The sequence below is a fragment of the Clavibacter sp. genome (assembly GCF_014802555.1).
GTDB classification, from domain to species: Bacteria; Actinomycetota; Actinomycetes; order Actinomycetales; family Microbacteriaceae; genus Clavibacter; species Clavibacter sepedonicus.
The window spans coordinates 1-21670 of record NZ_JAAVCB010000080.1; the positions used below are offsets into that span (position 1 = coordinate 1).

Sequence of the window (21670 nt, forward strand, 5' to 3'; positions counted from 1 at the left end):
CACCGGGCCGACGCGCTTGACCCCTTCATCGAGCACTACAACACTGAACGAATCCACTCAAGCCACGGGCTCACGCCCGCGGCCCGAGTGTCACCAACGTCATGACCCAGTACACCTAGGCTGGTCGCATGACACGCGTGCTCGTCCTCAACGGCCCCAACCTCGGACGGCTCGGCAGCCGCGAGCCCGACGTGTACGGCACGGGATCCCTCGACGACCTCCGCCGCGAGCTCGTCGCGTTCGCGCCCGACGACGTCGAGATCGACCTGCGGCAGACCGACGACGAGGCGACCCTCATCGGCTGGCTTCATGAGGCCGTCGACGCCCGGACCCCCGTGATCATGAACCCCGCCGCCTTCACGCACTACTCGTACGCGCTCCGCGACGCCGCGGCGCTCGTGACGAAGGCCGGCATCCTCCTCATCGAGGTGCACATCTCCAACCCGCACGCGCGGGAGGAGTTCCGGCACCAGAGCGTCATCTCGCCCGTCGCCACGGGCGTCATCGCGGGCCTCGGGCAGGGGTCCTACCTCCTGGCCCTCGCGCACGTCGTGACCGGCACCCGTTAGGCTGAACCCTCGGTTCGCCCCGCCGCCCGCACAGGTCGGCGCACGGCATCCCCGTGCGGCCGCACCGACGCCGCACCTCCCGCTCGTCGAACAGGCAAGGACCCTCCCCGCATGGCCTCTACCGCTGACATCAAGAACGGCGTCGTCCTCAACATGGACGGCCAGCTGTGGACCGTCATCGAGTTCCAGCACGTCAAGCCGGGCAAGGGCGGCGCGTTCGTGCGCACCAAGGTCAAGAACGTGATGAGCGGCAAGGTCGTCGACCGCACGTTCAACGCGGGCGCGAAGATCGAGACCGAGACGGTCGACCGCCGGGACTTCCAGTACCTCTACGCCGACGGCGAGAACTTCGTGTTCATGGACACGAGCGACTACGACCAGATCACGCTGTCCGCCGCGCAGGTCGGCGACGCGAAGAACTTCATGCTCGAGAACCAGGACGTCACCGTGGCGCTGCACAACGGCGAGGGGCTCTACGTCGAGCTGCCCGCGTCGGTCGTGCTCACCATCACGTACACGGAGCCGGGCCTGCAGGGCGACCGCTCGACGGGCGGCACCAAGCCCGCGACGGTCGAGACCGGGCACCAGATCCAGGTCCCGCTCTTCCTCGAGCAGGGCACGCGCGTCAAGGTGGACACCCGCACGGGCGACTACCTCGGCCGCGTCACCGACTGACCCGTGAGCGCACGCACCAAGGCGCGCAAGCGCGCCCTCGACGTCCTCTACGTCGCGGACATCCGCGGCGAGTCCATCCCCGCGACCCTCGCGGTCGAGCAGCAGCGCGCCGCGGCCGAGCCCGACCGGCAGGCGTCTTGGGCATACGCGCGCGAGATCGCCGAGGGGTTCGTCGAGCACCAGGACGAGATCGACGAGCTCATCGAGACGTACTCGGTGAACTGGACGCTCGCCCGCATGCCCGCCGTCGACCGCGCGATCCTGCGCATCGGCATCTGGGAGATCCTCTTCAACGCCGACGTGCCCGACGGCGTCGCGATCTCGGAGAGCGTCGACCTCGCATCGTCCCTGTCCACGGACGAGTCGGCCTCGTTCGTGAACGGCATGCTGGCGCGGATCGCGGCGGCGCAGGCCTAGGTCCGGCGTCCGCTGTTGACACGGCGGGCACGGATCGCGAGGGGCTGCCACTCTCGAGCGGGAGAGGAGGCCTCCCATGACCTCGACCGTCACGCGCCTCACAACCCTCGCCGCGGCCCTCGCCTTCGCGACGGTGGGGGCAGTCGGCATCCCCGCAGCTCACGCCGCGACGCCCACGTCTTCCGTGCGGATCAACGAGATCGAGTCGGACGGCGGCGATCCGGGTGACTGGGTCGAGCTGACGGACGCCGGCACGGCGACCGCCGATCTCGGCGGCTACGTCCTCACGGACGACGACCCGACCCATCGCTACGTCATCCCCGGCGGCACGCGCGTCGAGCCAGGGCGGTTCCTCGTGATCGAGGAGGCGGCTAACAGGTCATCCGGCTTCGACTTCGGCCTGGGGTCCGCCGACTCCGTGCGCCTGCTGGCCCCCGACGGCACGGTGATCGACGAGCACAGCTGGACGCACCACTCGCCGACGACGCTCGGCCGGATCCCGGACGGCACGGGCTCCTTCGGCGACACGGCGCGCGCGACAAAGGGTGCGCCGAACGCCGCCCCGCTGCCTCTCGCGACGCGACCGTGGCCGGGCTCGCCCGCTCTCACCCCGGTGGACAGCACGGCCGCCTTCACCGGCAGCCTGAGCGGCCTCGACATCGAGCCGTCCGGCACGGCTGCCCCCGGCGTCCTCTGGGGCGTCGAGAACGATGCGGGCACGCTCTACCGGCTGCTCGCGCAGCCGGACGGGTCACGCCGGTCGGACCCGTCGCCAGCGTGGCGGGACGGCCGCACGCTCCGCTTTCCGGATGGCACGGGGACCGTCGATGCCGAGGGCGTGACCGTCGCCCACGACTCCTCCGCTGGCGGGGTCTACGTGGCGTCCGAGCGCGACGAGGACCGGCCGACGGTGAGCCGGCCCTCCGTGCTGCGGTACGACGTGTCAGGTCCGGCCACGACGCTCGCCGCGACCGATGAGTGGGACCTGGCAGACGATCTGCCGGGCCTCGGCGCGAACTCGGGCCCGGAGGGCGTCACGTGGATCCCGGACGCTTTCCTCACCGCGCACCGCTTCGTCGACGCGCGCACCGGCCGCGCGTACCGGCCGTCGGACTACCCCGGCCATGGGGGCGGGCTCTTCCTCGTGGGCGTCGAGGGCACGGCCTCCGTATACGCGTACGCGCTGATGCCGGGCGGGACCCACGCGCTCATCGCGACGATCCCGACGCCATTCGCGGTGGTCGCCGACGTGCAGTTCGACCGGGACCTCGGTGCGATGTGGGTCGCCTGCGATGATGCGTGCGCGGGGCGGACGGCGCTGTACACCATCGATGCATCGGGCGTGTTCGCACGGGAGGCCGCCTTCGAGGCCCCCGCGGACGCGGATCCGGCGCTCCAAGACGAAGGGTTCGCGATCGACACGGTGGCGACGTGCGTGAACGGATCCCGAGCGACGTACTACGCGGACGGCGCCGACACCGACGGGCACTCCCTGCGCCGGGGGTCGTACCGATGCGCGTCGCGGGCCGCCCCAGCGAGCAGGGATCCTGGCGCGCGCGGCGCGGGCGGATCGCCCGGGCTGCTCGCGAAGACCGGCGGCCCGGCCGCGGACGCGGGGATGACGGCCCTCGGCGCGCTGCTCGTCGTCCTTGGCGCGGGAGCGATGTGCGTGGCGCGCGTGCTCCGGCGGCGCGTGGCGGTATGACGCGCGCGTCGCGCACGCGCCGTGCGACGCCGTGTTACGGCGCGCGTCGGCGCATGACGGCGTCCGAGACGCGGGGTCGCGGCCGGTCGTAGCGTCGGCTCATGTCCGTCGTCTCCTCTGCCCGTGCCGCATCCGCCGCCGCTCCCCTCGTTCCCGCGGAGGCGTCCGCCGCGTCGCCTGCCGGGTCGATCGAGCTCCGCGGGGTCGGCAGGTCGTTCGCCGGCGACGGATCCCGCGCCAGGCGCACCGTGCTGCGCGACGTGGACCTCGACCTCGCCGCGGGCGACGTCGTCGCCGTCCTCGGGCCGTCCGGCTGCGGGAAGTCGACCCTCCTCCGCCAGGTGAGCGGGCTCGACCGGCCCGACACCGGATCCATCCGCATCGACGGCACTCCCGTGCGCGACGTCGACCAGCGGTCCGCCGTCGCGTTCCAGGAGCCGCGGCTGCTGCCGTGGCGCACCATCCGCGCGAACGTGCGTCTCGGCCTGCCCCGCGACGTGCCGCGCGCCGAGGGCGACGCCCGCGTCGAGGACCTCCTCGAGCTCACCGGCCTCGCCGAGGCCGCCGACCTCCGTCCCCGGCAGGTCTCCGGCGGCATGGCCCAGCGCGCCTCGCTCGCCCGCGCGCTCGCCCGGCGGCCCCGCGTCCTCGTGCTCGACGAGCCCTTCGGGGCGCTGGACGCCCTCACGCGCCTCCGCATGCAGGACCTGCTGCTCGACGTGCACGCCGCGATCCCGACCACGGTCCTCCTCGTCACGCACGACGTGGACGAGGCCCTGCACCTCGCCGACCGCGTGGTGCTGCTCGGGCCGGATCCCGCGCCGGGCGCCGCCCCCGGCGCGACCGTCCGCCGTCTCCTCGAGGTGCCGGGCGCCCGCCCGCGCGACCGCGGGGACGCGACCCTCGCCGCCCTCCGCGCCGAGCTGCTCGAGGGGCTCGGCGTCCCGGGCCACCGGGCACGCTGAGCCGGACCCAACACCACGACCCCCCACCGCCACGACCCACCGCCACCGCCCGCATCACCCGACACCGCACCGAGGACCCACCGTGACCCGTCTCCTGCCCCGCAGATCCATCCCCGCCCTCGCGCTCGCGAGCGCCGCCGCGATGCTCCTCGCCGGATGCTCCGCGGGGGAGGGCTCGTCCGTCGCCCCCGCCGCCGGCGCGTCCGCGGATCCCGCGGGCTGGAGCGCCGACGCGCTCACCCTCGACTGGGCGACCTACAACCCGCTGAGCCTCATCGTGAAGGACCAGGGCCTCGTGGAGAAGCGGCTCGGGTCGGACGTGAAGGTCGACTGGGTGCAGAGCGCGGGATCCAACAAGGCCAACGAGCTGCTGCGCGCGGGTGCCGTCGACGTGGGATCCACCGCCGGGTCCGCCGCGCTCCTCGCCCGGGCCAACGGCTCGCCCATCCGCACCATCGACGTGTACTCGCAGCCCGAGTGGACCGCGATCGTCGTGCCGAAGGGGTCGCCCATCACGAGCGTCGACCAGCTCCGCGGCGCCGACATCGCCGCGACGAAGGGCACCGACCCCTACTTCTTCCTGCTCCAGACGCTCGAGCAGGCGGGCATCCCCGCCTCCGACGTCACCATCCAGAACCTCCAGCACGCCGACGGCCGTGCCGCGCTCGAGAACGGCTCGGTCGACGCGTGGGCCGGGCTCGACCCGCTCATGGCCGCGAGCGAGGCCGAGGCGGGATCCACGCTGCTGTACCGGAACGTGGACTTCGCGACGTACGGGTTCCTCAACGCCACGCAGTCGTTCCTCGACGCGTCGCCCGACCTCGCGCAGGCCGTCGTCGACTCCTACGAGGAGGCGCGAGCCTGGGCCGTCGCGCACCCCGACGAGACGGCCGCGATCCTGGCGCAGGCCGCGGCGATCGACCCGGCCGTCGCATCGACCGTCATCGACCGCACGAACCTGGGCGTCGATCCCGTGCCCGGTGCCGCGCAGCGGTCCGTGCTGGAGCGCGTCGGCCCGATCCTCGTGGCCTCTGGCGACGTCCCCGACCAGGGGAAGGTCGACGAAGCGCTCGACGAGCTGTTCGAGCCGCGGTTCGCCGAGGCCGCCGATCCCGCCTCGGGGTCGGCCGGATGACCGCGATCCGGCCCGGGCGGGAGGACGTCCGCGGCTCCGGGACCGGCGTCCCGGACGACGACGGCACCGACGTCGCGGGCGGCGCCAGCGTCGCCCGCCCCGCCTCGGGGCGCGCGACCGGCCGCTCGCTCCTCCGGGTCGCCATGGGCCTCGTGGTCCCCGCCATCGTGGTCGGGCTCTGGGTGGTCGTCACCGCCACGGGCGTGGTCCCGCCGCACCTGCTCCCCGCGCCGCTCGACATGGTGCGCGCCGGCGTGCAGCTCGCCGAGCAGGGGATCCTCGGGCAGTACGTCGCCATCTCGCTGCAGCGCGTGCTGCTCGGCTTCGCGCTCGGTGCCACGGTCGGCCTCGTCCTCGGCGCCGTCGTCGGCCTGTCGCGCGTCGGCCGGCTCCTCCTCGCGCCGACCGCGGGCGCGTTCCGCACCGTGCCGTCGCTCGCGTGGGTGCCCCTGCTCCTGCTCTGGATGGGGATCAACGAGGACTCCAAGGTCACGCTCGTCGCCATCGGCGCGCTGTTCCCCGTGTACACGACGGTCGCGGGCGCGCTCCGGCACGTGGACCCGCACCTCGTGGAGGCAGGGCGCGCGTTCGGGCTCACGCGGATCCCGCTGCTGGTCACCGTGCAGCTGCCCGCCGTGCTGCCCGCTGTGGTCTCGGGCCTCCGGCTCGCGCTCGCGCAGTCGTGGCTGTTCCTCGTGGCGGCGGAGCTGCTCGCCGCGTCGATGGGGCTCGGGTACCTGCTCACGGAGTCCTCGGCGAACGGGCGCGTCGACCGGGTGCTGCTCGCGATCGTGCTGCTGGCGGTGCTCGGCGCCGTCACCGACGCCGTCGTGGGCCTCGTGGAGCGGGTGCTCGTGCGCCGTTGGGGCTAACGGCGGCCGGCTCCGTGTCGTCGCGTGACGTCCCGGTTCCGGATCCCGGCCGGCGCGCACGTAGCGTCGGCGCATGACCTCGCAGCGCACCGAGCAGGCCGAGACCGCACCCGCCGCCGAGCAGGACCTCTTCCCGCCGCCCGCCGCGCTCGCCGCGTCGGCGAACGTCACGGCGGAGGCGTACGTGCGCGCCGAGGCGGATCCGGTCGCCTTCTGGGAGGAGGCCGCCCGCCGCCTCGACTGGGAGACGCCCTGGCACACGGCGCACACGTGGATCCCGCCGGTCGCCGCCGACGGCACCCCGCAGGTCCCCGCCGCCACGTGGTTCGCGGGCGGCCGGCTCAACGTCGCCGCCAACTGCGTCGACCGCCACGTCGCGGCGGGCCGGGGCGAGAAGGTCGCGCTGCACTTCGAGGGCGAGCCCGGCGACCGGCGCACGGTCACCTACCGCGACCTCCAGGAGGAGGTGTCCCGCGCCGCCAACGCCCTCACCGCGCTCGGCGTCGGCCCCGGCGACCGCGTCGTGATCTACCTGCCCGTGCTCGTGGAGACGATCGTCGCGACCCTGGCGGTGGCGCGCATCGGCGCCGTCCACTCGCTCGTCTTCGGCGGCTTCTCCGCGGAGGCGCTGCGCTTCCGGGTGGAGGACACGGGCGCGAAGCTCCTCATCACGAGCGACGGGCAGAACCGCCGCGGATCCGCCGTCGCCACGAAGCCGCAGGCCGACGAGGCCGTGGCGGGCGTCGCGTCGATCGAGCACGTGCTCGTCGTCCGCCGCACCGGCCAGGACGTGCCGTGGACCGCGGGCCGCGACGTCTGGTGGCACGACGCCGTGGGATCCGCGTCGCCCGAGCACGAGCCGCGCGCCTTCGACGCCGAGCATCCGCTCTTCATCATCTACACGTCCGGCACCACGGGCCGCCCCAAGGGCCTCGTGCACACCTCCGGCGGCTACCTCGCCCACGCGTCCTGGGCGCACTGGGCGCACTTCGACGCGAGGCCCGACGACGTGCACTGGTGCACGGCCGACCTCGCGTGGGTCACCGCGCACACCTACGAGATCTACGGGCCGCTGTCCAACGGCCTCACGCAGGTGATCTACGAGGGCACGCCCGACACGCCCCACCGCGGCCGGCACCTCGAGGTCATCGAGCGGTACGGCGTCACGACCTACTACACGGCGCCCACGCTCATCCGCTCGCTCATGGGCTGGTACCCCGACGGCGTCGCCGGGCACGACCTGTCGAGCATCCGGCTGCTGGGATCGGTGGGGGAGGCCATCAACCCCGCGGCCTGGCGCTGGTTCCACCGCGAGATCGGCGGAGGATCCGCGCCCGTCGTCGACACGTGGTGGCAGTCGGAGACGGGGGCCGCCGTCATCGCGCCGCTGCCCGGCGTCTCGACCCTCAAGCCCGGAGCCGCCGGCCGCGCCCTGCCCGGCTTCCGGGTCGACGTGGTCGACGACGACGGCGAACCCACGGCGCCGGGCGAGGCCGGCCTCCTCGTGATCCAGCGTCCCTGGCCCGGCATGGCCCGCACGGTGTGGGGCGACCCGGCCAGGTACCGCAGCGCCTACTGGGAGCGCTTCGCCGACCGCGGCTGGTTCCTCGCCGGCGACGGCGCCCGGCGCGACGCCGACGGCGACATCGCGCTCCAGGGTCGGATCGACGAGGTCGTCAACGTCTCCGGGCACCGGCTGTCCACCATCGAGATCGAGTCGGCGCTCGTCGCGCACCCGCGGGTGGGGGAGGCGGGCGTGACGGGCGTCGCCGACGACCTCACCGGCCAGCGCGTGGTCGCGTTCGTCGTCCCGCGCGGCGACGACCGCCCCGCGGACGACGACGCGGCCGGCTGGGCCGCGCTCGCCGCGGAGCTCGGGCCCGTCCTCACGGCCCACGTCGCGCGCGCCATCGGGCCGGTCGCGAAGCCCCGCCGCATCGTCGCCGTGCCGGACGTGCCGAAGACGCGCTCGGGCAAGATCATGCGCCGCCTCCTCGCCGACCTGGTCGAGGGCCGGACCCTCGGCGACGCCACCAGCCTGCAGGACGCGGCCGTGCTGGGCCGGATCCGCGCGGTGCTCGACGCGTCCGCGCGCTGAGGACACGCGCGGGCCGTGCGGCGGGCCCCGCGTCCGGGGGACACCCGCTAGAGTGTCCGCGGAACAGACCACCTTTAACATCCGTCCCGAGAGGCGGGGAAGGAGGTCGGATTGCCTCAGCGCACCGTGCTGCAGCCCTCTGACATCACCCGAGCGCTCACGCGCATCGCCCACGAGATCCTCGAGTCGAACCGCGGCCCCCACGGCCTGCTGCTCCTCGGGATCCCCACCCGCGGCACCGTCCTCGCCGAGCGCATCGGCCGGATCATCGCCCGCCTCGAGCCCGAGGCCCCCGCCGACCTGGTGGGCTCGCTCGACGTCACCATGTACCGCGACGACCTGCAGCGGAACCCGACCCGCGCGCCGTCGCCCACGCGCCTGCCCGCCGGCGGCGTCGACGGCCGCACGGTCGTGCTCGTCGACGACGTGCTCTTCTCCGGCCGCACCGTGCGCGCCGCCCTCGACGCCATCGGCGACCTCGGCCGCCCCACGGCCGTGCGCCTCGCCGCCCTGGTCGACCGCGGCCACCGCGAGCTCCCCATCCGCGCCGACTTCGTGGGCAAGAACCTGCCGTCGAGCCTCTCCGAGCGGATCTTCGTCCGGCTCGACGAGACCGACGGCGAGGACTCGGTGAGCATCGCCGGGCCCGACGACGAGCCCGCCACCGGGTCCGCCGCCGAGGGGACGACCCGATGAGGCACCTGCTCTCCACCCGCGACCTGTCCCGCGACGAGGCCGTGCGCATCCTCGACGTCGCCGAGGACATGGCCGACGTCGGCACGCGCGAGATCAAGAAGACCCCCGCCCTCCGCGGCCGCACGGTCGTCAACCTCTTCTTCGAGGACTCGACCCGCACCCGCATCTCGTTCGAGGCGGCCGCGAAGCGCCTCTCGGCCGACGTCATCAACTTCAGCGCCAAGGGGTCGAGCGTCTCCAAGGGCGAGAGCCTCAAGGACACCGCGCAGACCCTGCAGGCGATGGGCGCCGACGGCGTGGTCGTCCGGCACCCGTCCTCGGGCGCGCCGCACACGCTCGCGGGCAGCGGGTGGATCGACGCCGGCATCGTCAACGCGGGCGACGGCACGCACGAGCACCCCACGCAGGCGCTGCTCGACGCGTTCACCATCCGCCGCCGGCTGCACGGATCCGCCGCGCGCGGGAAGGGCCTCGACGGCACGCGCGTCGTCATCGTCGGCGACGTGCTCCACTCCCGCGTCGCCCGCTCGAACGCGTGGCTGCTCACGACGCTCGGTGCCGAGGTCACGCTCGTCGCGCCGCCCACGCTCGTGCCGGTGGGCGTCGGATCCTGGCCCGTCACCGTCCGCTACGACCTCGACGCCGCCCTCCGCGACGGCGCGCCCGACGCCGTGATGATGCTCCGCATCCAGGCCGAGCGCATGCGCGCCGCCTTCTTCCCCAACCCGCGCGAGTACGCGCGCATCTGGGGACTCGACGACGCGCGGCTCGCCCTCCTCGGGCCCGATACGATCGTCATGCACCCGGGGCCCATGAACCGCGGGCTCGAGATATCCGCCGCCGCCGCCGACTCGGAGAGGTCCACGGTGCGCGAGCAGGTCGCCAACGGCGTCTCGGTGCGCATGGCCGTCCTCTACCTCCTGCTGTCCGGCGACGGGAAGGCCGACCGATGACCCAGAACGACACCCACCTGATCCGCGGCGCGACCCTGCCGTCGGGCGAGCGCGCCGACATCCTCGTCGCCGACGGGCTGATCCGCGAGATCGGGCCCGACCTCGACGCGCCCGCCGGTGCCCACGTGGTCGGGGCCGACGGCCTCGTCGCGCTGCCCGGCCTCGTCGACCTGCACGTGCACCTCCGCGAGCCCGGCTACGAGCAGAGCGAGACCGTGCTCACCGGATCCCGCGCGGCGGCCCTCGGCGGCTTCACCGCGGTCTTCGCGATGGCGAACACCATGCCCGTGCAGGACACCGCGGGCGTCGTCGAGCAGGTCAAGGCCCTCGGCGACGCGGCCGGCTACGCGACCGTGCGCCCCATCGGCGCCGTGTCGGTGGGCCTCGCCGGGGAGTCGATGGCGGAGATCGGCGCGATGGCCTCCAGCCGGGCGGCCGTCCGCGTCTTCTCCGACGACGGGAAGTGCGTCTCGGATCCGCTGCTCATGCGCCGCGCGCTCGAGTACGTGAAGGCCTTCGACGGCGTCATCGCGCAGCATGCGCAGGACCCGCGCCTCACCGAGGGCGCCACCATGAACGAGGGCGCGCTGTCCGGCGAGCTCGGCATCACGGGCTGGCCCGCGGTCGCCGAGGAGTCGATCATCGCGCGCGACGTGCTGCTCGCCGAGCACGTCGGATCCCGCCTGCACGTCTGCCACGTCTCCACCGCGGGCTCCGTCGACGTGATCCGCTGGGCCAAGGCCCGCGGCGTCGACGTCACCGCGGAGGTCACGCCGCACCACCTCCTCCTCACCGAGGACCTGGTCGCCGGCTACGACGCCCGCTACAAGGTGAACCCGCCGCTCCGCCGCCGCGAGGACGTGGAGGCCCTCCGCACCGCCCTCGCCGACGGCACGATCGACGTGGTCGCGACCGACCACGCGCCGCACCCGACCGAGGCCAAGGACTGCGAGTGGGACGCGGCCGCGTTCGGCATGGTCGGCCTCGAGTCGGCGCTCTCGGTCGTCCAGCTCGCCATGGTCGACACCGGCCTCCTCGACTGGGCGGGCGTCGCGCGCGTCATGTCGCACGCGCCCGCGCGCATCGGCCGGCTCGCCGAGCACGGGCACGCGCTGGCGGGCGGATCCCCGGCCGACATCACGCTGTACGACCCGTCCGCGTCGCGCGTCTTCGGCCGCGACGACCTCGGCGGCCTCAGCGGCAACTCGCCCTACCTCGAGATGACGCTGCCCGGCCGCGTGGTCGCGACCTTCCACCGCGGCTACCCGACCGTGCTCGACGGCGCGCTCGTCGACCGCGAGACCGTCGCGCGCGCCGCCGTCCTCCGCGACCGCGCGGACGCCGACGCACGCGACGCCGCCGTGGCGACGCGGGGGAGCGGCGCATGAGCGGCCGCCTCGGACCCGCGGTCACCGTGATCGCGCTCCTCGTCCTCCTGCTCGCCCTCATGGTGCTCGGCTGGCGCGCGCGACGCCGCCGCCAGCGCGCGCTGCCGGAGCCGCCGAGTCCGCCCGCCGGGCTCGGCGCGCCCGTCCTCGAGGTCGACGTGCTCTACGTCGCCACGACCACGGCCGGCGAGCCCCTCGACCGGCTGACCGTCCGCCCCCTCGGCTTCCGCGGCCGCGCGGCGGCCCGGGTGCACGACGCGGGGCTCGTGCTCGCGATCGACGGCGAGCGCGAGGTGCTCGTGCCCGCTGACAGGATCACCGGATCCGGGCTCGCGACCTACGCGATCGACCGCGTCGTGGAGGAGGGCGGCCTCGTGGCCGTCACCTGGGTCCTCGACGAGACCGCGGGCACCTCGGTCGACACGTACCTCCGGGTGATCGACCCGCGCGAGAAGACCGCGCTCGTCGACGCCCTCCACCAGATCCCGCGCCTCGCGCACGACGACGACAACGAAGGGAAGTGACCGACATGGCCCGACACGAACCGGCGGTCCTGGTACTCGAGGACGGGCGGAGGTACGTCGGACGCGCGTACGGCGCCCGCGGCGTGAGCCTCGGCGAGGCCGTCTTCGCCACCGGCATGACCGGCTACCAGGAGACGATCACCGACCCGTCCTACGCGGGGCAGATCGTCCTCCAGACGGCGCCGCACATCGGCAACACCGGCATGAACGACGACGACATGGAATCGCGCCGCATCTGGGTCGCCGGCTACGTCGTCCGCGACCCCTCCCGCGTGGTCTCGAACTTCCGCGGCACGCGCACCCTCGAGGACGACCTCGTCGCCCAGGGCGTCGTCGGCATCTCCGGCATCGACACGCGCGCGGTCACGCGCCGGATCCGCGACGAGGGCGCCATGCGCGCCGGCGTCTTCTCCGGCGAGGCCGCGTCGCTCAGCGACGAGGAGCAGCTCGCGCAGGTGCGGCAGGCGCCCGACATGGCGGGCCGCAACCTCTCCGCCGAGGTCTCGACCCGGGAGACGTACACGATCCCCGCGGTCGGCGAGCGCATCGGATCCGTCGCCGTGCTCGACCTCGGCATCAAGACCGCGACGGTCAAGCACCTCGCCGCTCGCGGCCTCGACGTGCACGTCGTGCCGCAGTCGATCACCACGGCCGAGCTCGAGGAGCTGGCGCCCACCGCGGTCTTCTACTCGAACGGCCCCGGCGACCCCGAGGCCTCGCAGTACCACGTCGAGCTGCTCCAGGACGTGCTGCGGAAGGGCATCCCGTTCTTCGGGATCTGCTTCGGCAACCAGCTCCTCGGCCGCGCCCTCGGCTTCGACACCTACAAGCTGCCCTTCGGCCACCGCGGGATCAACCAGCCCGTGCTCGACCGCCGCACCGGCCGCGTCGAGATCACGAGCCAGAACCACGGCTTCGCGGTGTCCGCGCCGCTCGACGGACCGGTGGACAGCCCCGCCGGCTTCGGCCGCGCGGAGGTCAGCCACGTCTCGCTCAACGACCAGGTCGTCGAGGGCCTCAACTGCCTCGACATCCCCGCGTTCAGCGTCCAGTACCACCCGGAGGCGGCCGCGGGCCCGCACGACTCGTCGTACCTCTTCGACCGGTTCGTCCAGCTGATCCACGACGCGTCGGGCACCGCCCCCGCCGCCGCGACCCCCCAGGAGACCGTGTAATGCCCAAGCGCGACGACATCAACAGCGTCCTCGTCATCGGCTCCGGGCCGATCGTCATCGGCCAGGCCGCCGAGTTCGACTACTCCGGCACGCAGGCCTGCCGCGTGCTCCGCGAGGAGGGCGTGCGCGTCATCCTCGTGAACTCGAACCCCGCCACGATCATGACCGACCCGGGCTTCGCAGACGCGACCTACATCGAGCCGATCACGAGCGAGGTGCTCGAGAAGATCATCATCAAGGAGCGCCCCGACGCGGTGCTCCCGACGCTCGGCGGCCAGACGGCGCTCAACGCGGCCATCCGCCTCGACGAGCTCGGCATCCTCGCCAAGCACGGCGTGGAGCTCATCGGCGCCAAGGTCGAGGCCATCCAGAAGGGCGAGGACCGCCAGCTCTTCAAGGACCTCGTCATCGAGTCCGGCGCCGACGTCGCCCGCTCGCACGTCGCGAAGACGCTCGAGCAGGCCGTGGAGTTCGCCGAGGACCTCGGCTACCCGCTCGTGATCCGCCCGTCCTTCACCATGGGCGGCCTCGGCTCCGGCTTCGCGCACACGCGTCAGGAGCTCGAGCGCATGGTCGCCGACGGCCTGCAGTCGAGCCCCACCACCGAGGTGCTCCTCGAGGAGTCGATCCTCGGCTGGAAGGAGTACGAGCTGGAGCTCATGCGCGACACGGCCGACAACACGGTCGTCGTCTGCTCCATCGAGAACGTCGACCCGGTCGGCGTGCACACGGGCGACTCGATCACGGTCGCGCCGGCGCTCACGCTCACCGACCGCGAGTACCAGCACATGCGCGACATCGGCATCGACATCATCCGCCGGGTGGGCGTCGACACGGGCGGCTGCAACATCCAGTTCGCGGTGGACCCGACGAACGGCCGCCTCATCGTCATCGAGATGAACCCGCGCGTCTCCCGTTCCAGCGCGCTTGCGTCGAAGGCCACGGGCTTCCCGATCGCCAAGATCGCGGCGAAGCTCGCCATCGGGTACCGCCTCGACGAGATCCCGAACGACATCACCAAGGTCACGCCCGCGAGCTTCGAGCCCACGCTCGACTACGTGGTCGTCAAGGTGCCGCGGTTCGCGTTCGAGAAGTTCCCGGCCGCCGACGCCGAGCTCACGACCACCATGAAGTCGGTGGGCGAGGCCATGGCCATCGGACGCAACTACTCCACTGCGCTGCAGAAGGCGCTGCGCTCGCTCGAGAAGCGCGGATCCTCGTTCCACTGGGGCGCCGAGAGCCGCTCGGTCGAGGAGCTGCTCGAGACGAGCCGGATCCCCACCGACGGCCGCATCGTCACGGTGCAGCAGGCGCTCCGCGCGGGCGCGACCCCGGAGCAGGTCTTCGACGCTACGAAGATCGACCCCTGGTTCATCGACCAGATCGTGCTCATCAACGAGGTCGCCGACGCCGTGCGCGACGCCGACGAGCTCGACGCCCCGACGCTCCGCGAGGCGAAGGACCACGGCTTCTCGGACGCGCAGATCGCCGAGATCCGCGGGATCGGCGAGCAGGAGGTGCGCGACGCGCGCCACGCCGCCGGCATCCGCCCGGTCTTCAAGACGGTCGACACGTGCGCGGGCGAGTTCCCCGCCCTCACGCCGTACCACTACTCCAGCTACGACTCCGAGACGGAGATCGTGCCGTCCGACCGCCGCAAGGTGATCATCCTGGGCTCGGGCCCGAACCGCATCGGCCAGGGCATCGAGTTCGACTACTCGTGCGTCCACGCGTCCTTCGCGCTGGCCGACGCCGGGTTCGAGACCATCATGATCAACTGCAACCCGGAGACGGTCTCGACCGACTACGACACGAGCGACCGGCTCTACTTCGAGCCGCTCACGCTCGAGGACGTGCTCGAGATCGTGCACGTCGAGCAGCAGGCGGGCGAGCTCGTCGGCGTCGTCGTGCAGCTCGGCGGCCAGACCGCGCTCGGGCTCGCGAAGGGCCTCGAGGCCGCGGGCGTCCCGATCCTCGGCACGAGCCCCTCGGCCATCGACCTCGCGGAGGAGCGGGGCCTGTTCTCCGGGATCCTCGACGCCGCCGGGCTCGTCGCCCCGCGCAACGGCACGGCCGTCGCGATCGACGAGGCCGTGGTCGTCGCGGAGGAGATCGGCTACCCCGTGCTCGTCCGCCCGAGCTACGTGCTCGGCGGCCGCGGCATGGAGATCGTGTTCGACACCGCGACGCTGCACGACTACTTCCTGCGCATGGCCGACCAGGGCATCATCGGCGAGGGGAAGCCCCTCCTCATCGACCGGTTCCTCGACGACGCCATCGAGATCGACATCGACGCCATCTACGACGGCACCGAGCTCTACGTCGGCGGCGTGATGGAGCACATCGAGGAGGCCGGGATCCACTCGGGCGACTCGAGCTGCACGCTCCCGCCCGTGACGCTCGGCCGCGGCCAGATCCAGCAGGTCGTCGACGCCACGCGCGCCATCGCCGAGGGCGTGGGCGTGCGCGGCCTCCTCAACGTGCAGTTCGCGATCGGTGCTGGCGTGCTCTACGTCCTCGAGGCGAACCCGCGCGCGAGCCGCACGGTGCCGTTCGTCTCCAAGGCGCTCGGCATCCCGCTCGCGAAGGCCGCGTCGCTCGTCATGGTCGGCACCTCGATCGCCGAGCTCAAGGCCTCGGGCCTCCTCCCCGAGCGCGACGGATCCGACGTGCCGATGGACTCGCCCGTCGCCGTCAAGGAGGCCGTGCTGCCCTTCAAGCGGTTCCGCACGAAGGACGGCCTCATCGTCGACTCCGTGCTCGGCCCGGAGATGCGATCCACCGGCGAGGTCATGGGCATCGACCGCGACTTCCCGCGCGCGTTCGCGAAGAGCCAGGAGGCGGCGTTCGGCGGCCTCCCGCTCTCCGGCACGGTGTTCGTCTCGGTCGCCGACCGCGACAAGCGCTCGATCGTGCTGCCGGTGCTCCGGCTCCAGCAGCTGGGCTTCGAGGTGCTCGCGACCGCGGGCACGGCGGAGATCCTCAGCCGCAACGGGATCCAGGCGCGCGTCGTCCGCAAGTACAGCGAGGAGCCCGCGGCGGGCGACTCGCCGTCGATCGTCGACCTCATCAACCGCGACGAGGTCGACGTCGTCATCAACACGCCGTCGGGCCGCACGGCGCGCGCGGACGGCTACGAGATCCGCGCGGCGGCCGTGGCGGCCGACAAGCCGCTGTTCACGACCATCGCGCAGCTCACGGCCGCGGTGGCGTCCTTCGACGCCATCCGCGCCGGCTTCGACGTCACGAGCCTGCAGGACTACGCGATCGCCCGCGAGGCCCGCAGGTGACGACCGCGGACGGCGGGGCGGTTCCCGACGCCCCGTCGTTCGGCGCGCGGCTGGCCCGCACCTTCCGCGTGCACGGGCACCTCTGCGTGGGCATCGACCCGCACCGGTCGCTGCTCGACGCGTGGGGCCTCGACGACGACGCACGCGGCCTCGAGGAGTTCGGGCTGCGCGTGGTGGAGGCGACCGCGGGGCGCGCCGGCATCGTCAAGCCGCAGGTCGCGTTCTTCGAGCGCCACGGATCCGCCGGGTACGCCGCCCTCGAGCGCGTGCTCGCCGCCGCGCGCGACGCCGGCCTCCTCGTGATCGCCGACGCCAAGCGCGGCGACATCGGCTCCACGGTCGACGCGTACGGCGCCGCGTGGCTCGCGCCCGACAGCGCGCTGCGCGCTGACGCCGTGACCCTCACGGCGTACACGGGCGTCGGATCCCTCGACGGCGTGCGCGCCGCCGCGGACGGCTGGGGCGCGGGCGTCTTCGTCCTCGCCGCGACCTCCAACCCGGAGGCGCGCGACCTGCAGCGCGCCGTGCTCCCGGGTGACGGATCCGCCGCCGCCCGCACGGTCGCCCGGGGGATCCAGGACGCCGCCGTCGCCGCGAATGGCCCGCTCGACGACCCGTCGGCCGATCCCGGGTCATTCGGCCTCGTCGTCGGCGCGACCGTCGACGCCGCCGACGCCGGCCTCGACCTCGCCCGGCTCACCCGCACGCCGATCCTCGCGCCCGGCTTCGGCCACCAGGGCGCGCTGCTCGGCGATGTCCGGTCGCTGTTCGGACCGGCCGCCGGCGTTGTGATCGCGGCCGCGTCGCGGAGTATCCTCACGGCAGGGCCACGGCGTGTCGCGGAGGCCGTCACCGACCACGCCGGACGACTCGAAGAGGTGCTGCCATGAGGCCCGAACCACCCGAGGTCGACCGGGTCGCCGCATCGCAGGCCGCCGTCGCCGCCCGCCGCGCACGCGCGCAGGTGAAGCACGACATCGTCACGGGGGAGCGCACGCCGCTGGGCGTCCTCGACGCGTCGGCGGATCCCGGACACCGCGCCGAGGCCACGCTCCGCGTCACCGAGTTCCTCACCAGCATCCCGAACATCGGCCCCACCAAGCTCGAGCGGATCCTCGGCGACCTCGGCATCTCCACGGCCAAGCGCCTCGGCGGGCTGGGCGTGCACCAGCGCGTGCGCCTCACCCGGTTCCTCGAGGAGTGGCAGGCCGCCAAGCAGATCGTCGAGCCCAGCCGGCTCGTCGTGCTCGCGGGACCCACGGCGGTCGGCAAGGGCACGGTCTCCACCTTCATCCGCGAGAACGAGCCCGACGTGCTGCTCTCCGTCTCCGCCACCACGCGCGCGCCGCGTCCGGGCGAGGTCGAGGGCGTCAACTACTACTTCGTCTCCGACGCCGAGTTCGACCGCATGGTCGAGCACGAGGAGCTGCTCGAGTGGGCCACGGTGCACAACGCCCACCGCTACGGCACGCCGCGCGCGCCGATCGACGCCGCGCTGGCCGAGGGCCGCAGCGTCCTGCTCGAGATCGACATCCAGGGCGCGCGCCAGGTGAAGGCCGCGATGCCCGAAGCGCGCCTCGTGTTCCTGCTGCCGCCCACCTGGGAGGAGCTCGTGCGCCGCCTGGTCGGTCGCGGCACCGAGGGGCCCGAGGAGCAGCAGCGCCGCCTGGACACCGCGAAGGTCGAGCTGGCCGCGCAGGACGAGTTCGACCACCTCGTCGTCAACCGGGATGTCGCGGAGGCGGCGCGCGAGGTCGTAGACTTGATGAGATCCAGGAAGGCCGTCGGTCCATGAAGCGGACCTGCACGGCCTTCTTCCATGCAATGAGGAAGCGGCACATCCATGGTTGACAAGACCCAGGGCATCATCGACCCGCCCATCGACGAGCTCCTCTCGAAGGTCGACTCGAAGTACGCGCTCGTGATCTTCGCCTCCAAGCGGGCCCGCCAGATCAACGACTACTACGCCGACCTGCACGAGGGCAGCCTGTTCGACAACGTCGGACCGCTCGTCGACAGCACCATCGACGACAAGCCCCTCTCGGTCGCCATGCACGAGATCAACGAGGACAAGCTCGTCGCCACGCCCATCGTGGAGCCCGCGGCCTCCTAGCCGCTCGCCGTCCCGGATGCCCCGCGCCGACCGCACGCCGCACGTCCTCCCCGCCCTCGAGCCCCGGAGCGCCGCCGCGTGATGGTGGTCGTGGGGATCACGGGCGGCATCGCGGCCTACAAGGCCGTCGGCGTGGTCCGGGGGCTCGTGCTCCTCGGCCACGACGTGCACGTCGTGCCCACCGAGGCGGCGCTCCGCTTCGTCGGGAAGCCCACGCTCGAGGCCGTGAGCCGCAATCCGGTCACGAGCGACCTCTACGACGGGGTGTCCGAGGTCCGCCACGTCGCGCTCGGCCAGAAGGCCGACCTCATTGTCGTCGCCCCGGCCACCGCGCACACCCTCGCACGCATGGCGCTCGGGCTGTCGGACGACCTGCTCGGCACCACGATCCTCGCCAGCCGCGCGCCCCTCGTCATCGCCCCCGCGATGCACACCGAGATGTGGCAGCACCCGGCCACCCAGGCGAACGCGGCGCTCCTTCGCTCCCGCGGCGCCACGCTCGTCGGCCCCACGTCGGGACGCCTCACCGGCACGGACTCCGGGCCCGGCCGCATGGCCGAGGTCGAGGACGTCATCGCCGCGGCCCTCGCCGCGGTCCGCCCCGGCGGACGCGACCTCGAGGGCCGCCGCATCGTCGTGTCCGCGGGCGGCACGCGCGAGCCCCTGGATCCCGTGCGCTTCCTCGGCAACCGCTCGTCCGGCCGGCAGGGCGTCGCCCTCGCCGTCGCCGCGCGCGACCGCGGAGCCGACGTCGTGCTCGTCGCCGCGCACCTCGAGGTGCCGGCGCCCGCCGGCATCCGGGTCGTGCCCGTGTCGACCGCGCTCGAGCTGTCCGACGCGATGGTGCGCGAGGCCGCCGATGCCGACGTCGTGATCATGGCGGCGGCCGTCGCCGATTACCGGCCCGTCTCCGTGTCCGCGGGCAAGATCAAGAAGGAGGAGGCGGGCGACGCCCTCTCCGTCGAGCTCGTGCGCAACCCCGACATCCTCCAGCGGCTGGCCGCGGATGCCGCCGTGCCGCGCGCGGACGGCACGCGCCGCATCGTCGTCGGCTTCGCCGCGGAGACCGAGCAGGACCCGGACGAGCTCCTGCGGATCGGCCGCCAGAAGCTCGCCCGCAAGGGCTGCGACCTGCTCGTCCTCAACAGGGTCGGCTGGAGCGAGGGCTTCGCCACGGAGGGCAACACGATCACGGTGCTCGACAGGTCCGGCGATACACTGGCCGAGGCCGCAGGCTCCAAGGAGCAGGTGGCCCATCGAATTCTCGACGTAGTGGGCGCGCCGGCCTCGCAGTAGCGCCAGGCGCGCGACCACGCGATCCCCCTGGAGCCACCCGTGACCGACCTGCGCCTGTTCACCTCCGAGTCCGTCACCGAGGGCCACCCCGACAAGATCTGCGACCAGATCTCGGACAGTATCCTCGACGCGCTGCTCACGCAGGACCCGTCGAGCCGCGCGGCCGTCGAGACGCTCGTCACCACGGGGCTCGTGCACGTCGCCGGCGAGGTCACCACGAGCGGGTACGTCGACATCCCGCAGATCGTGCGCGACCGCATCCGGGACATCGGCTACGACTCCTCCGAGGTCGGCTTCGACGGCAGCAACTGCGGCGTCACCGTCTCCATCGGCGCGCAGTCGCCCGACATCGCGCAGGGCGTCGACCGCTCGTACGAGTCCCGCTCGGGATCCGCGTCCACCGACGCGCACGACCTGCAGGGCGCCGGCGACCAGGGCCTCATGTTCGGCTACGCGTCGCGCGACACCCCCGTCTTCATGCCCCTGCCGATCTACCTCGCGCACCGCCTCGCCGAGCGACTCGCGGCCGTCCGCCACTCGGGCGAGCTGTCCTACCTCCGGCCCGACGGCAAGACGCAGGTCACCATCGGCTACGAGGGCCTCGTGCCGCGCACGGTCGACACGGTCGTGCTCTCCACCCAGCACGGCCCGCAGGTCTCCCAGGAGGACCTCCGCCGCGAGGTCGAGGAGCACGTCATCCGGCCGGTGCTCGCGGCCGCGGCGGAGATCGGCATCGAGCTCGACTCCCGCGACGCGACCCTGCTCATCAACCCCACCGGCAAGTTCGAGATCGGCGGGCCCAAGGGCGACGCGGGGCTCACGGGACGCAAGATCATCGTCGACACGTACGGCGGCTTCAGCCGGCACGGCGGCGGCGCGTTCAGCGGCAAGGACCCGTCCAAGGTCGACCGCAGCGCCGCGTACGCCATGCGCTGGGTCGCGAAGAACGCGGTCGCCGCGGGCCTCGCCGACCGGCTCGAGGTCCAGGTGGCGTACGCGATCGGCAAGGCCGCGCCCGTCGGGCTCTACGTCGAGGCCTTCGGCACGGCGCACGTGCCCGAAGACCGCATCGTGCGCGCCATCCGCGAGACCTTCGACCTGCGCCCCGCCGCCATCGTCGAGCGGCTCGACCTGCTCCGACCCATCTACGCGGAGACCGCCGCCTACGGGCACTTCGGCCGCGAGCTGCCGGACTTCACCTGGGAGGCGCTCGACCGTGTCGCCGACCTGCAGAGCGCCGCGGGCCTCTGACGCGCCCCGCCGCCCGGGTCCCGGCATGACCGGGAGGGTCCGGTGACCGCGGGGGATCCGTCCGACGGCGCCGCGACGGCCGTCCCCGCGGGCGCGCGCCCGCCCGTCGTCCGGGTGATGGTGGACTCCCCGCTGCCGCAGCTCGACCGCCTCTTCGACTACGCGGTCCCCGAGCCGCTCCGCGCGACGTGCGTGCCCGGCGTGCGCGTGCGCGTGCCGCTGCGGTCCGCGGGTCGCGTGGCCGACGGCTACGTCATCGAGGTCGGCGACGGACGGGGCTACGACGGCGCCCTCAGCGAGGTGGAGCAGGTCGTGTCGCCGCTGCCCGTGCTCCGGCCGGAGATCTGGACGCTCGCACGGGAGGTCGCCGACCGGCAGGCAGGGACCGCGTCCGACGTGATCCGCCTGGCCGTCCCGCCGCGCCAGGTGCGCGTCGAGAAGGCGCACCTGGCGGCGATGGCGGCGACCCCGGCGGAGGCCGACGCCGACGCCGACGCCGTCGCCGTCGCCGTCGCCGCGCCGGTCGCCGCCGCCGCCGCTCCGCTCGA

Annotated in this window: 20 protein-coding genes and 1 pseudogene; all 21 read left to right on the forward strand. The window is 73.4% G+C overall.

The features are described 5' to 3' along the window. Positions 1-105, forward strand: a pseudogene (locus tag HDR73_RS09330) (IS481 family transposase); the annotation flags it as partial. Positions 106-128: 23 nt separating this feature from the next. Beyond that, the gene (locus HDR73_RS09335) at positions 129-569 is read left to right on the forward strand and encodes a type II 3-dehydroquinate dehydratase (protein ID WP_012299363.1); all 441 of its coding nucleotides are present in this window, start codon (positions 129-131) and stop codon (positions 567-569) included. Positions 570-680: 111 nt separating this feature from the next. Then, the gene (gene efp / locus HDR73_RS09340) at positions 681-1244 is read left to right on the forward strand and encodes an elongation factor P (RefSeq protein WP_012038481.1); all 564 of its coding nucleotides are present in this window, start codon (positions 681-683) and stop codon (positions 1242-1244) included. Positions 1245-1247: 3 nt separating this feature from the next. Further along, positions 1248-1661 carry a transcription antitermination factor NusB gene (gene nusB, locus HDR73_RS09345; protein WP_012299362.1) on the forward strand — a complete coding sequence of 138 codons (414 nt, stop codon included), beginning with the start codon at positions 1248-1250 and terminating at the stop codon, positions 1659-1661. A 76-nt stretch (positions 1662-1737) separates the two neighbouring features. Beyond that, positions 1738-3366, forward strand: a complete 1629-nt coding sequence (locus tag HDR73_RS09350) for a lamin tail domain-containing protein (protein ID WP_012299361.1) — start codon at positions 1738-1740, stop codon at positions 3364-3366. Between the two features lie 101 nt (positions 3367-3467). Next, the gene (locus HDR73_RS09355; protein WP_041464607.1) at positions 3468-4331 is read left to right on the forward strand and encodes an ABC transporter ATP-binding protein; all 864 of its coding nucleotides are present in this window, start codon (positions 3468-3470) and stop codon (positions 4329-4331) included. Between the two features lie 82 nt (positions 4332-4413). Continuing rightward, positions 4414-5466 carry an aliphatic sulfonate ABC transporter substrate-binding protein gene (locus tag HDR73_RS09360; RefSeq protein WP_012299359.1) on the forward strand — a complete coding sequence of 351 codons (1053 nt, stop codon included), beginning with the start codon at positions 4414-4416 and terminating at the stop codon, positions 5464-5466. Continuing rightward, entirely contained in the window at positions 5463-6338 is an 876-nt protein-coding gene (locus HDR73_RS09365; protein ID WP_012299358.1) for an ABC transporter permease, read from the forward strand. Before HDR73_RS09360 ends, HDR73_RS09365 begins: the two co-directional genes overlap by 4 nt. A gap of 73 nt (positions 6339-6411) precedes the next feature. Beyond that, entirely contained in the window at positions 6412-8436 is a 2025-nt protein-coding gene (acs, locus tag HDR73_RS09370) for an acetate--CoA ligase (protein ID WP_012299357.1), read from the forward strand. A gap of 111 nt (positions 8437-8547) precedes the next feature. Continuing rightward, entirely contained in the window at positions 8548-9132 is a 585-nt protein-coding gene (pyrR, locus tag HDR73_RS09375) for a bifunctional pyr operon transcriptional regulator/uracil phosphoribosyltransferase PyrR (RefSeq protein WP_012299356.1), read from the forward strand. After that, positions 9129-10085: an aspartate carbamoyltransferase catalytic subunit gene (locus tag HDR73_RS09380; protein ID WP_012299355.1), complete on the forward strand. Its 957-nt coding sequence runs from the start codon at positions 9129-9131 to the stop codon at positions 10083-10085. The genes pyrR and HDR73_RS09380 overlap by 4 nt, the downstream gene beginning before the upstream one ends. Then, a complete protein-coding gene (locus HDR73_RS09385; RefSeq protein ID WP_012299354.1) occupies positions 10082-11473 on the forward strand; it encodes a dihydroorotase in 1392 nt (463 codons plus the stop codon). The genes HDR73_RS09380 and HDR73_RS09385 overlap by 4 nt, the downstream gene beginning before the upstream one ends. Continuing rightward, the gene (locus HDR73_RS09390; protein ID WP_012299353.1) at positions 11470-11997 is read left to right on the forward strand and encodes a PH-like domain-containing protein; all 528 of its coding nucleotides are present in this window, start codon (positions 11470-11472) and stop codon (positions 11995-11997) included. The genes HDR73_RS09385 and HDR73_RS09390 overlap by 4 nt, the downstream gene beginning before the upstream one ends. Positions 11998-12002: 5 nt before the next feature. Continuing rightward, positions 12003-13172, forward strand: a complete 1170-nt coding sequence (gene carA, locus HDR73_RS09395; protein WP_041464992.1) for a glutamine-hydrolyzing carbamoyl-phosphate synthase small subunit — start codon at positions 12003-12005, stop codon at positions 13170-13172. After that, the gene (gene carB / locus HDR73_RS09400; RefSeq protein WP_012299351.1) at positions 13172-16462 is read left to right on the forward strand and encodes a carbamoyl-phosphate synthase large subunit; all 3291 of its coding nucleotides are present in this window, start codon (positions 13172-13174) and stop codon (positions 16460-16462) included. Before carA ends, carB begins: the two co-directional genes overlap by 1 nt. Continuing rightward, entirely contained in the window at positions 16459-17352 is an 894-nt protein-coding gene (gene pyrF, locus HDR73_RS09405; RefSeq protein ID WP_012299350.1) for an orotidine-5'-phosphate decarboxylase, read from the forward strand. Before carB ends, pyrF begins: the two co-directional genes overlap by 4 nt. Then, complete coding sequence (gene gmk / locus HDR73_RS09410; protein WP_041464606.1) at positions 17349-18257, forward strand: guanylate kinase; 909 nt, start codon at positions 17349-17351, stop codon at positions 18255-18257. Before pyrF ends, gmk begins: the two co-directional genes overlap by 4 nt. A 48-nt stretch (positions 18258-18305) precedes the next feature. Beyond that, complete coding sequence (rpoZ, locus tag HDR73_RS09415) at positions 18306-18575, forward strand: DNA-directed RNA polymerase subunit omega (RefSeq protein ID WP_012038467.1); 270 nt, start codon at positions 18306-18308, stop codon at positions 18573-18575. A gap of 78 nt (positions 18576-18653) precedes the next feature. After that, positions 18654-19871: a bifunctional phosphopantothenoylcysteine decarboxylase/phosphopantothenate--cysteine ligase CoaBC gene (coaBC, locus tag HDR73_RS09420; protein ID WP_012299348.1), complete on the forward strand. Its 1218-nt coding sequence runs from the start codon at positions 18654-18656 to the stop codon at positions 19869-19871. Between the two features lie 39 nt (positions 19872-19910). Then, positions 19911-21122, forward strand: a complete 1212-nt coding sequence (gene metK / locus HDR73_RS09425) for a methionine adenosyltransferase (protein WP_012299347.1) — start codon at positions 19911-19913, stop codon at positions 21120-21122. 42 nt (positions 21123-21164) lie between these two features. Further along, a partial coding sequence (locus HDR73_RS09430; protein WP_502709179.1) for a primosomal protein N' family DNA-binding protein occupies positions 21165-21670 on the forward strand: 506 nt, incomplete at its 3' end.